Source organism: Streptomyces sp. NPDC024687 (genome assembly GCF_055559055.1).
This window is the reverse complement of record NZ_JBVHLJ010000012.1, coordinates 235,018-246,885: the sequence shown is the minus strand read 5'-3', so window position 1 is coordinate 246,885 and position 11,868 is coordinate 235,018. Positions and strand designations below refer to the sequence as shown.

The window sequence follows — 11,868 nt, the reverse complement described above, 5'->3', positions numbered from 1 at the left end:
TGCGGTCACGGCGGGTCAGCAGGCGCCGGTGCCCGCGCGGGACCCGCTTGCTGACCGGCGCGGGGCCCGAAGGCGGCACTGCGGCCGCCTCCGGGCTCTTCATGTTCGTGTCGGTAGTCATGTAGTCGCTCAGCTCAGCCGGACGCGAAGATCGTCTTCTTCTGGCGTTCGATCGAGGACAGCAGACTGTCCACTCCCTTGGGGTTCTGCAGGAACTTCTGCAGCGCGGGCTGCATCACCGTCGAGGTGAAGTCGGGGCGCGAGTCGCGGTCCATGAACTGGGTCAGGCTCTTGGCACCCGAGATCATCTCGTACGCCTTCTTCTGCAGCGGCGTGTAGGAGGAGGTGTCGGCCTTGCTGGAGGCGGCCACCACACTGGAGTCGGCCTTGAGGTAGATCTGCTCCGCCGCCGGGGTGCCCAGGTACTCGAGCAGCTTGGCGACGCCGGCCTTGTTCTTCGGCGCCTTGGAGACCATGAAGCCGTCGGTGGGAGCCTCCACGGTGTCCTGCCCGTACGCGGAGTTGATCTCCGGGAAGGCGAAGAAGTCCAGGTCGTCCAGGTCCGCCTTGTTGGTGAACTGCTGTGCCACGAACGAGCCCAGCAGGTACATGCCGGCCTTCTTGGACACCAGCGTCTGGGCGGCGTCCTGCCAGGTACGGCCCATGAAACCGTCCTGGTGGTAGGGCAGCAGCTCGGCCCAGTGGTCGAAGACGGCCTTGACCTTGGCGTCGGTCCACGCGGCCTTGCCGGCCATCAGCTCGACGTGGAAGTCGTAGCCGTTGAGGCGGAAGTTGATCTGGTCGAAGGTGCCCATCGCCGGCCAGGCGTCCTTGTCACCGAACGCGATCGGGACCAGACCGTCCTTCTTCATCTGCTTGCACAGGGCGACCAGCTGGTCCCACGTGGTCGGAACCTCGTAGCCGTGCTGCGCGAAGACGCTCTTGCGGTAGAAGAGCGCCCACGGGTACGTGTACAGCGGCACGAAGTAGTACTTGCCGTCCGCGCCCTTGGACAGCTTCTTCATGGCGTCCGGGAAGTTGCCGCCGATCTTGTCCCACACGTCGTCGATCGGGGAGGCGAGGTTCTTCGCGGCGAAGAACTGCATGCGGTACCCGGCGAACCAGTTGAACACGTCGTCCGGCGTGCCCTGGAGGTAGGAGTTGATCTGCTCCTGGAACGTGTTGTGGTCCTTGGTGTTCACGTCGACCGTGATCCCGGACTGCTTCTTGAAGGACGCGTAGATCTCGGCGAACGCCTTCTTCGGCACCGCGTCCGACGCGTTCGACCCCAGACTCACGGTCTTCGGGTCGCTGGAGCTACCGCTGCTGCCACAGGCGGACAGCAACGGGATACCCGCGCCGAGGAGGGCGGCACCACCCACCCCCTTGAGCACACCACGACGGCTGGGCGAAGGGAGGGAAGACGAGAGATCACGCATGTACGGCTCCTGAAGGCAGGGGTTCGATCATGGAGGGATTCGGAGACCAGTCGTAATCGACCAGAAACCAACTTGACCGAACACGGTGGCGCAATGACAGCGTTATGTCAGGTCATGCGTCAATAGCTATCGACCCGATTTGTCGAAACGTGACCGACATCCCTGCCTACCGGTGACCCAGGAGCCTCGTCGCCGACGGGTTCAGCCGCCGGATTCAGTTGTAGGTGGCGAAGGCATTCGTGAAGGCCGACGCGTCCTGGACGATCGAGCTGCAGCTCGCGTCCGCGGAGGGCTTCGCACCCCCGGGGCACTGCTTGTCCCGGGTCGCGGACCACATCGACAGCCCGCCCAGTCCCTTCGCCCTGGCGAACGTCACGAGCTGGGTGGCGTCCTCCACCTTGAAGATCTCCGAGGCCACGTCGTTGACCCCGATCATGGGCGTCACGGCGACCGCGTTCCAGGCCGCGCTGTCGGACAGCCCGAGGACACCCTTGACCTGCGCCTGGGTGGCGGTGGCGGCCTGCTCGGCGTAGGTGCCCATGTCTCCGCTGTACGAGGGCCCGTAGTCCATCGCCATGATGTTGACGGTGTCGATCTTCACGCCGTTCGACTTGGCGTTCGCGAGCAGGTCGACGCCGTCCTGGGTGAGGCCCTCGGGCATCACCGGGAGCGTGTAGGAGACATCCAGTCCCGCGTGCTGCGACTGGAGCTTCGCGATCGCCTGCGCCCGCCGGGTGTTCGCGGCCGTGTTCGGCAGCGCCCCGCCCTCCACGTCGAAGTCGACCTTGGTGAGGCCGTACGCGTCCACGACCTTGCCGTACGCCGCCGCCAGCGCGTCCGCCGAGGAGCAGGTCGTGGCCAGCTCGGAGCCGGAGGCACCGCCGAAGGAGGCCCGGACGTCACCGCCCTTCGCCCGCAGCGCGCCGATCTGCCGGGCCACGGCGTCGCTCGCCAGGTCGGTGACCCCGCCCCACTTGGGGGTGCAGCCGCCGCCGTCGGTGACGAAGGCGAGGGTGTAGTCCTTGACGCCGGTGGTGTCGGCGGCGGCGAGGAGGTCGAAGGCGGGGTAGAGGGAGGTGTCGACGTAGGGGGCGAAGCCGGCGGTGGCGCCGGTGCCGGTGCCGGTGCCCTTGGTGGGGGTGGGCGTAGGTGTCGGCGTGGGCGTGGAGCTGGGCGTGGGTGTGGGTGTCCCGCTTTGACCGGTGGAGCAGTCGCCGTTGTCGATGAGACAGCCCGTGGGATCGCCCGTGCCGCTGACCACGAACCCGACCGTGACCGACTCACCGGCGGCCAGCCCGTCGGTGTCCCACCGGGGCGGCTTCACCAGCACATGCCGCCCGCTCACGTCGGCCTCCCCGTTCCACAGGGAACCGAGCGTGGAGCCGCCCGGCAGGTCGAACTCCAGCTTCCAGCCCTTCTGGGCGGCACCGCTGTTGTTGGTGACGACGTACTGCGCGGTGTAGCCCGTCGACCAGTCGCTCGTCCTCGTGTACGCGGCGCCGATCCCGGCCGCCTGGGCGGTACCGCTCAACAGGACCGCGCCGGTCCCCACCACGGCGGCGGCGACCACCCCGCCGATCGCCTTGTTCCTGCCGTTCACTCTGCGCTTGTGCATGCTCATGGCGTGGCACGCTAGCGATCCGGAATCGGGCAAATGACCTGATCAGGGCGGGCGTCGAGGATCTTAGGGCGCGCTTAAGGATGGGATCGGGGCCGGTTAAAGGTCGAGACCAATCTGCCCGTGCGGCGTCTGCGCACCCGGTGTCCGCGGCGTACCGGTTCCCGCTCGTTCAGCTGGATCCACATCCGCACCTCGGTGCCGCCGAGCACCGACGACCCGATCCGTACATCCCCGCCGGTCGCCTCGGCGAGCCGCCGCACGATGTCGAGCCCGAGCCCGGTCGACCCGGTGCTGCCGGACCCCCGCCCGCGTGCCATGGCGGCCTCGGGGTCGCGGATGCCGGGGCCCGCGTCGGAGACGAGCACGATCACCGCGTCCTCGCCGTTGTGCACGTCGACCGCGAAGGCCGTGCCCTCCGGGGTGTGCCGGAAGACATTGCCGAGCAGGGCGTCGAGGGCGGCCACGAGGTCGGCACGGGCCACGGGTATGCGCACCGGCCGCTCGGTGCCGGCCACCCGCCACTTGCGGCCCTCGTCCTCGGCGAGCGCGGACCAGAACCCCATCCGCTCCCGGACCACCTCGGCCGCGTCACACCCCGCGCCGGGCCCGGCGGCCGCGGTCTGCGGCTTGGCCTCCCGGGCGGTGCGGATGATGGTGTCGACCTCGCGTTCAAGTTGCGCGACCGCCGCGCGGGTCTGCTCGGCGGCCGGGCCGTCCCCGAGCGAGGCCGCGTTGAGCCGCAGTACGGTCAGCGGGGTGCGCAGCCGGTGGGACAGATCGGCGGCCAGCTCCCGTTCGTTCGCCAGCAGTTGGACGACCTGGTCGGCCATGGAGTTGAACGCGACCGCCGCCAGCCTGAGTTCGGTCGGCCCCTCCTCCGGCACCCTGGCGCCCAGCTTCCCCTCCCCCAGCTCATGGGCGCCCTCGACGAGTTTCTGCGCGGGCTGCACCATCCGTACGCCGAGCCGGTCGGCGACCGCGACCGAGCCGACCACCAGCGCGATACCGACGCCCGCGAGGACCGCCCAGGCGGTCGCGACGCCGTTGCTCACCTCGGACTCGGGGACGTACACCTCGACGACGGCTATCTCGCCGGAGCTGAGCGCGACCGGCTGGAGCAGGGTGGAGCCGCCGGGCACCTCGCTGGTGGAGGCGCGGCCCAGCCTGCGCACGGTGGCGATGTCGTCGGCGGCGGCCCGCTGCCGTCCGATGTCCACGCCCCGCTGGCCCGCGCTCGCCGGTATGTGGACGGCCATCCCGGAGTCCGAGCCGGCGGAGGCGACGACGCGCTCCAGCTGGTCGCGGTCGGTGGTGATGGACAGGGCCGGGGCGACGGCGGCCGCCTGCCGCTCGGCGTTGGAGAAGGCGCGGTCCCGGGCCATCTCCTTGATGACGAGACCGAGCGGGACGGCGAAGGCGACCACGACCATGGTGGTGACCGCCAGGCAGACCTTGACCAGAGCCCATCTCACAGCGGCAGTCCCCCGCCCGGTGGTTCCAGCTTCACGCCGACGCCCCGCAGGGTGTGCAGATAGCGGGGCTGGGCGGCCGTCTCGCCCAACTTGCGCCTGAGCCAGGACAGATGGACGTCGATCGTCTGGTCGTCGCCGTAGGACTGCTGCCAGACCTCGGCGAGGAGTTCCTTGCGGGGTACGACCACTCCGGGGCGGGCGGCCAGGAAGGCGAGCAGGTCGAACTCGCGCCGGGTGAGGTCGAGTCGGACGCCGTCCAGTTCGGCCTGGCGGCGCAGCGGGTCGACGCTCAGGCCGCCGACGCGCAGCACGGTCTCGGACGGCGCGTCACCTCCGGCGGCCCGGGACCGTCGTAGGACGGCGGCCATCCGGGCGGAGAGGTGCTCGACCGAGAAGGGCTTGGTGAGGTAGTCGTCCGCCCCCGCGTTCAACAGGCGGACGATCTCCGTCTCGTCGTCCCGGGCGGTGGCGATGATGACCGGAACGTCGGTGATCCCGCGCAGCATCTTCAGGGCCTCGGACCCGTCCAGATCGGGCAGACCGAGGTCCAGGATCACCACGTCGAAACGGAAATGGGCGACCTCGCGCAGCGCCTCCAGCGCCGTCCCGACGCTGCGCACGGTGTGGGCCGCGTCGGTCAGGTGCCGGATGAGCGCCGAGCGAACGAACTGGTCGTCCTCGACCACGAGCACACTTGCCATGCGCCGCACCGTACGCGATTCGGGCGAGCGTGGTCGGGGCCTGTGGACAACTCCGTCCGTGTGCGGCCGGTGGGACGCGTGAGGCAGTATGGCGGGCGATGCGCAGAGTACTCGTACACGTACTGGCTTGGACGCTCGCCACGGGCGCGGCGGTCACGCTGTCGTGGTGGGGTGTCCACACGGTCATGGCGGGCACGGCCTACGATCCGCCGCGCGCGCTGCCGATCACGGCGGCCGACGCGACCACGCAGGAGTCGAAGCCGCTGGTGTCACCGACGCCGACGCGGACCGGGCGGGCGACCCCGTCGAAGCGCCCCTCACCGACGCCGAGCGCCACGACCGCGAGTCCGGCCCCCTCGAAGAGCCCCACTCCCACCGCCTCCGGTCAGGTCAGGAGCTACGACACCGACGGCGGCCGCGCGGTCTTCGACCTGGGTGAGAAGTCGGCGACCTTGGTGTCCGCGACCCCGGGCACGGGGTGGTCGATGCAGGTGTGGAAGACGGAGTCGTGGATCCGGGTGGAGTTCGCCTCCGGCGCGGATCGGGTGTCGGTGTTCTGCACCTGGCACGACGGCCCGCCGCGGGTGGAGATCGGCACCTACTGACTCACCCGGTCACCCGGTCATCTGAACACGGACGGGGGCGGCGCCGGGGAGGCCACCGCCTCGGCGTCCGTCACGGGTACGGCCCCGCCGGTGAAGTCGAGGAGCGCCTTGCCGTGTTCGACGCGGCCGGGGTGCGGGTCGGAGGCGGCGCGGCGGGTCAGTTCCGCGATCGGCAGGGGGGTGTCGGAGGCGACCAGGACGGCGTTGCCGAAGCGTTTGCCGCGCAGGACCGTCGGGTCGGCCACGAGGGCGAGTTCGGCGAAGCGGGCGGCGACGGTGGCGATCTGGCCGCGGAGATGGGCGAGGGGCGGTCCGTCGGCGAGGTTGGCGGCGTAGCAGCCGCCCGGCTTGAGCGCCCTTCGGACCTCGTCGAGGAACTCGGTGGAGGTGAGATGTGCCGGGGTTCTGGCTCCGCTGAACACATCGGCGATGACGAGGTCGGCCCATCCGTCGGCGACCTTGGCGAGTCCTTCGCGGGCGTCGACGGACCGCACCCGTATCCGCGCGGCCGGCTCCAGGGGGAGCCTCTGCCTGACCAGTTGGACCAGGGAAGCGTCCCGCTCGACGACCTGCTGGGTGGAGCGGGGGCGGGTGGCGGCGAGGTACCGGGCGAGGGTGAACGCGCCGCCGCCGAGGTGGACGGCGTGCACGGGCTTGCCGGAGGGGGCGGCGAGGTCGATGACGTGGCCGAGTCTGCGCTGGTACTCGAAGGAGAGGTGGGTCGGGTCGTCCAGGTCGACGTGGGACTGCGGGGCGCCGTCGACGAGCAGCGTCCACGCGTGTGTGCGCTCGCGGTCGGGAATGAGCTCCGCGAGACCGCCGTCGACGGGTTCCACGACGGATTCGGGGGCCGCGTTCCCGCGGCGAGCGTTCTTCGACTTACCCACTACGCCATTATCGGCGGCGTAAGGCCGTCTCGCGCCCGCGGGCCGGTGCGGGCCGGCAGGCGCCGGTCAACGGCAGTTGTCCGCGGCCTCGATCAGTCTCGCCGCCTCGCCCAGTGCCGCCCGCAGCACCGCCGGGTCCGTCGCCAGGTCGGCGTCTCCCGGTGGCAGCAGCCAGTCCGACCCCGCCACCGGAGGCTCCGGTGCCAGTAGCAGACCCCGGCCGTCGGTCTCCGTGCACGTGCTCCCCGGTACGTCCCAGGCCGCGGCCGTCCCCGGCGGCACCAGGAACCCCAAGGTCTGGCCACCGTCGTCGTGCAGCACGGGTCCGACCCCTTCACCCACCCCCCGTCGCAGGATGTCGACGGCCTCCAGGCCGTGTCGCGTCGGCACCGTGACCACGTCGCACGACACCGGCGTACAGGGATTGACGCTCTGGCTGATCTCCATCGCGGCCTCCACCAAGGAACCCTCGTCCGACTCCGAGAGATTCAACGCGCACCCGTGTCAACGGCAACGGCGGAAGTCCGCCGCAAAGGATGGCAGTTCATGGCGGATCCCGGAGGAGATATCCGGTTTGTAGCCAAACCTCGCATGGCGACCCGGACACAACAGGTACGTTCTTGCCCGCCGGAAACAGGACGTCACACTGACAAACCAGTCAACTCGCCCCACCTCCGGCATGGTTCGACGGTTCGCACGAGAGGACCCGGCCATGGCGTCGTCATTGGTGACCTCGTCCCAGTCCCCCACACCACCGCAGCCGAACCTCGCGTTCCGGCGCCTGCGCGGACAGCGCTCGCCGGCCGAGTTCGCCGCGATGGTGCGCCGGGCCGCGCGCGAGATCGGCGAGAACGTGAGCTGCGACGCGCGCTATGTGGGCCGCGTCGAGGCGGGCGAGATCCGCTGCCCCAACTACGCGTACGAACGGGTGTTCCTGCACATGTTTCCCGGCCGCACGCTCACCGACCTGGGCTTCGCCTCCCGCGCCACCGTACGCGGACGCCGGGCGCGCACCACGAGTGAGACGGAGGGGACGTACGAGCCGTATGACACGCAGGACACGCAAGACGCGCAAGACGCGCAGGATCCCGACGAGACGTACGACAACTACGAGGAGAGCGACGTGCTGCGTCGCGCATTCATGACCGGCGGGGGCGCCACGGTCGCCGCCGCCTCACTGGGCCCCATCGGGCTCGCTCTCGACGCCGCGGCCGCCGGACGGCCGGTCCGCCGCGTCGGAACTGGCGAGGCGGGTGCCCTGGAAGAAGCCGTGCGCAGAATCCGGTTGCTCGACGACCGGCACGGCGCGGACGGCCTGTACCAGCGCGCGGCGGCTCCACTGCGCGCCGCCTACGCCCTCCTGGACGCCGGCGCGACCCGGCAGACGACCGCCGAGCGGCTGCACTCGGGCGCGGGTGAACTCGCCATCTCGGTGGGCTGGCTCGCGCACGACTCCGGACGGTTCGACGACGCCCGCTCGCACTACGCGGAGGCGCTCGCGACGGCCCGGGTGACCGGTGACGACGCCCTGGAGGCACACGCCTTCTGCAACACCGCCTTCCTCGCCCGCGACGCGGGACGGCCACGGGAGGCGGTGCGGGCCGCGCAGGCCGCGCAGCGGGTCGCCCGGCCGCTGGGTTCGGCCCGGCTCATGTCGCTGCTCGCGCTGCGCGAGGCGGGCGGCTGGGCGGGGCTCGCCGACCGGACCGGGTGCGAGCAGGCCCTCGCCCGCGCGCAGGCCTACTTCGAGCGAGGCCTCTCGGACGCCGACCCCGAGTGGATGAGCTTCTACGGCGAGGCGGAGCTCGCGGGCCTGGAGGCGCAGTGCTGGTCCACGCTGGGCGACTGGCGCCGGGCCGCCCGGTACGCGCGCCGCGCGGCGCATCTCCAGGACCCGCACTTCACCCGCAACATCGCGCTGTACACGGCCGAACTCGCCGACGACCTGGCCCGCGGCGGCCACCCCGACGAGGGCGCGGCGGCGGGGCTGCGGGTGCTGGAGCTGCTGGGCGAGGTCCAGTCGTCCCGCATCCGCACGATGCTGGCGGCGACGGCGAGGGTGCTGTCGCCGCACCGGCGGGCTTCGGGGGTGTCGGCGTTCCTGGAACGCCATGCGTCGACGCCGAGGACCGCGTGAGGGGTTGTAGTTCTGCTGCAGGCCGTGGGGACTGCTTGACGGACGTTCACCGCACCCGCTCAGGGGCACGGGGCTGTGACATCAGCGGCTCCGCCGCGGGGCGCGACCAGCCACGACGAACCCGCACCCGACTACGAACCCAGATGCCCCAAGTCGTTCCAGCTCTCAATGGCAGGCTCCCCATAAGCCCAGCCCAGAACCGAAAGGGACGTCGGATTCAACCGCACCCGCGCCGCGAAATCGATCGGCAGCCCCAGCCACCGCGCCCCGATGGACCGCAGGATGTGCCCGTGTGCGAACACCAGCACATCGCGGTCGGCGGCGCGCGCCCACGCGACGACCTCGTCCGCGCGCGTGGTGACCTCGTCGAGGGACTCGCCGTCCGGCACCCCGTCGCGCCAGATCAGCCACCCCGGCCGCACCGCCTGGATCTCGTCCGGGGTCATGCCCTCGTACGCGCCGTAGTCCCACTCCATGAGCGTGTCCCAGGTGGCCGCCCGCTCGCCGAACCCGGCGAGTTCGCAGGTCTCACGCGCGCGTACCAGCGGGCTGGTGCGTACCTCCACCCCGGGAAGGCCGTCGTACGGGGGCCGGTGCAGCCGCTCACCGAGCAGCTTGGCGCCCCGCCGGCCCTCCTCCAGAAGCGGCACGTCGGTCCTGCCGGTGTGCTTGCCGGACAGCGACCACTCGGTCTGTCCGTGCCGGGCCAGCAGGATGCGCGGTGCCATGGAGAAACCTTTCCGGGGGAAAGCGGAGGCGGAACGCCTCCATCATCGCGCACCCTGTGGGAGGGCAACCCGACGGGCGTTCTCAGCGTCTTCGTGGACCGAAGGCGCTGCGTGGGGGCACTCCACAGGGGCCCGCACATACGCCGTAAAGTGGCACCCCCGGACAAGGACGGCCGGACGCCGCGCGAAACGAAGGGGGACAGGATCGGATGCCGCTGACCGAGACACCAGGCACCGAGGCAGTCCCGGAGACGCGGCTGCGCTGGTGGACCGAGCTGCCCCTGATCCTGTTGGTGTACGCCTGCTACAGCGCCGGACGGCTCCTCGCCAGGGGCGATGTCACGGGCGCCGTCGACCACGGTCTGGCGATCCTCAAGGTCGAGAAGGTCCTGTACCTCAACGCCGAGCACCCGCTCAACCGGCTCTTCACCAGCCAGACCTGGATCGGCGTACCGGCCGACTTCTGGTACGCCTCGCTGCACTACCTGGTCACACCGGCCGTCCTGATCTGGCTCTTCCGCTCGCATGCCGTGCACTACCGCGCGGCCCGCACCTGGCTGATGACGTCCACGTTCATGGGCCTGATCGGCTTCACCCTGCTGCCGACCTGCCCGCCCCGCCTCCTCTCGGCGAGCCACGGCTTCGTCGACACCATGGCCCAGTACAGCTCGTACGGCTGGTGGGGCGGCGAGGCGAGCGCCCCTCGCGGCATGGGCGGCATGACGAACCAGTACGCGGCCATGCCGAGCCTGCACGTCGGCTGGGCGCTGTGGTGCGGTGTGATGCTGTGGCGCTACGGCACGACGCGTACGACGAGGGCCGCGGCCGTCGCCTACCCGCTGATCACCACGATCGTGGTCATGGGCACCGCGAACCACTACTTCCTCGACGCGGTCGCGGGCGCGGTGGTGATGGGGCTCGGATTCCTGCTCGCCCCGTACGTCAGCCGGGCCGCGGAACGGGCCGCGGACGGTGTCCGCGCCCGGATAGCCACCGTGTCCGGTGCCTCCGGAGCCACAGAGACCCCAATTGTCAGTGACGGATGCCAGACTTCCGCGGGTGAGCACATTCCACGGCAGCGCGAGTCACGCTTCCCAGGCGAAGCCGAGCCCAGTGCCGCTCCCACGGACGCCGGGGACGGCGCTGCGGCAGCGGCTCGCTGAGCTGCGCGGGCCCGAGGTACCGGCCAAGGCACTGGACGCGCGTGCCCTGGCCGCCCTCGCCGCGAACCCCGGGTGCAAGCGGCGCGCGATCCTCGACGGCGCCGGGGTGAACAAGACGGCACTGGCCGACGCGCTGGGTGCGCCGTCCGCCTTCGGACAGTCGCAGTTCGCCCTGACCCGGGGCAACGCCTTCGAGGCGAAGGTCAAGGCGGACGGCGGCGCGGAGCTGTTGCGGCTGGTGCACGAGCGGCTGGACCGCAGCGCCGAACCGCCCGCCGGGGCCCACGTGCCCGACCTCACCGCGATCGGCCCCGAGGGCCGTACCGCGCGCACGGCACTGGCCCTGCGGGAAGCCACCGGGACACAGGGGTGGACGCTGCTCGACCACCCCATGCTCGCGCTCGACGTGGCCGGCTCCGCCGCCTTCCTGGAGCCGGACGCCGTGGTGGTGCACCCGGACGGCAGCTGGACGGTCGTGGAGATCAAGTCCTTCCCGATGCTGGACGGTTCGGCGGACCCCTCGAAGGTGGGCGCCGCCGCCCGCCAGGCCGCGGTGTACGTCCTCGCGCTGGAGGAGGTCGCCGCCCGCCTGGACCCGGCTCCGAAGGTCCGCCACCGGGTCCTCCTGGTGTGCCCCAAGGACTTCTCCAACCTGCCCACCGCCTCGGCCGTCGACATCCGCAAGCAGCGCGCGGTCACCGCCCGTCAGCTGGCCCGCCTCACCCGCATCCAGGACATCGCCGACGCCCTGCCCGACGGCACCTGCTTCGCGCCCGATCTGCCCACCGCCGAGCTGACCGCCGCGGTCGAGTCGGTCCCGGCGACCTACGCCCCCGAGTGCCTGTCCGCGTGCGAACTGGCCTTCCACTGCCGGGACCGCTCCCGCGCGGCCGGCGCGGTGACCTCCCTGGGCCGCTCGGTGCGCGCGGAGCTGGGCGGCCTGACGACGGTGGAGGACGTGCTGGCGGCGGCCCGCGGCGAGGCCGGCGATCCGGACGACCCGGCCGTGGCGGCCCTGCGCAGAGCGGCCGAGCTGCGTGCCGAAGCGCTGGACGCGGTGCCGGGGGGTGCCGCGCGGTGAGCGCGCCTCCGCACCGGGCCCCCGCGGCCCCGCC

General features: G+C 71.3%; 11 protein-coding genes and 1 pseudogene. 4 read left to right on the top strand and 8 right to left on the bottom strand.

All coding sequences use genetic code 11. The annotated features are described in order from the left end of the window. The 5 genes and pseudogenes from ACZ39I_RS36455 to ACZ39I_RS36435 all read right to left on the bottom strand — a co-directional run. Positions 1–121, bottom strand: a pseudogene (locus ACZ39I_RS36455) (sugar ABC transporter permease); the annotation flags it as partial. 13 nt (positions 122–134) lie between these two features. Then, entirely contained in the window at positions 135–1,439 is a 1,305-nt protein-coding gene (locus ACZ39I_RS36450; protein WP_467249281.1) for an ABC transporter substrate-binding protein, read from the bottom strand. 214 nt (positions 1,440–1,653) lie between these two features. Then, entirely contained in the window at positions 1,654–3,060 is a 1,407-nt protein-coding gene (locus tag ACZ39I_RS36445) for a glycoside hydrolase family 18 protein (protein ID WP_467249279.1), read from the bottom strand. A 74-nt stretch (positions 3,061–3,134) separates the two neighbouring features. Beyond that, positions 3,135–4,532 carry a HAMP domain-containing sensor histidine kinase gene (locus ACZ39I_RS36440; protein WP_467249277.1) on the bottom strand — a complete coding sequence of 466 codons (1,398 nt, stop codon included), beginning with the start codon at positions 4,530–4,532 and terminating at the stop codon, positions 3,135–3,137. Beyond that, positions 4,529–5,233 (bottom strand): response regulator transcription factor, encoded by a 705-nt coding sequence (locus ACZ39I_RS36435; protein ID WP_467249275.1) that lies wholly within the window; start codon positions 5,231–5,233, stop codon positions 4,529–4,531. Before ACZ39I_RS36435 ends, ACZ39I_RS36440 begins: the two co-directional genes overlap by 4 nt. Before the next feature lie 98 nt (positions 5,234–5,331). Here ACZ39I_RS36435 and ACZ39I_RS36430 point away from each other — a divergent pair, with 98 nt between their 5' ends. After that, the gene (locus tag ACZ39I_RS36430; RefSeq protein WP_467249273.1) at positions 5,332–5,838 is read left to right on the top strand and encodes a hypothetical protein; all 507 of its coding nucleotides are present in this window, start codon (positions 5,332–5,334) and stop codon (positions 5,836–5,838) included. Between the two features lie 17 nt (positions 5,839–5,855). On the opposite strand, the gene ACZ39I_RS36425 is transcribed toward ACZ39I_RS36430, so the two are convergent. Continuing rightward, positions 5,856–6,725: a spermidine synthase gene (locus ACZ39I_RS36425; protein ID WP_467249271.1), complete on the bottom strand. Its 870-nt coding sequence runs from the start codon at positions 6,723–6,725 to the stop codon at positions 5,856–5,858. Between the two features lie 66 nt (positions 6,726–6,791). Further along, a complete protein-coding gene (locus ACZ39I_RS36420; RefSeq protein WP_467249269.1) occupies positions 6,792–7,172 on the bottom strand; it encodes a hypothetical protein in 381 nt (126 codons plus the stop codon). Positions 7,173–7,437: 265 nt separating this feature from the next. On the opposite strand from ACZ39I_RS36420, the gene ACZ39I_RS36415 reads away from it, so the two are divergent. Continuing rightward, the gene (locus ACZ39I_RS36415) at positions 7,438–8,862 is read left to right on the top strand and encodes a tetratricopeptide repeat protein (RefSeq protein ID WP_467249267.1); all 1,425 of its coding nucleotides are present in this window, start codon (positions 7,438–7,440) and stop codon (positions 8,860–8,862) included. Between the two features lie 131 nt (positions 8,863–8,993). Here the strand turns inward: ACZ39I_RS36415 and ACZ39I_RS36410 are convergent, their stop codons facing one another. Then, a complete protein-coding gene (locus tag ACZ39I_RS36410; protein ID WP_467249265.1) occupies positions 8,994–9,590 on the bottom strand; it encodes a histidine phosphatase family protein in 597 nt (198 codons plus the stop codon). Positions 9,591–9,799: 209 nt separating this feature from the next. Between ACZ39I_RS36410 and ACZ39I_RS36405 the strand changes: the two genes are divergently transcribed. Both ACZ39I_RS36405 and ACZ39I_RS36400 read left to right on the top strand, forming a co-directional pair. Continuing rightward, on the top strand, positions 9,800–10,753 hold the full coding sequence (locus ACZ39I_RS36405) for a phosphatase PAP2 family protein (protein WP_467249263.1): 954 nt from the start codon (positions 9,800–9,802) through the stop codon (positions 10,751–10,753). After that, positions 10,704–11,834 carry a hypothetical protein gene (locus ACZ39I_RS36400; protein ID WP_467249261.1) on the top strand — a complete coding sequence of 377 codons (1,131 nt, stop codon included), beginning with the start codon at positions 10,704–10,706 and terminating at the stop codon, positions 11,832–11,834. Before ACZ39I_RS36405 ends, ACZ39I_RS36400 begins: the two co-directional genes overlap by 50 nt. The last annotated feature ends 34 nt before the right edge of the window (positions 11,835–11,868 follow it).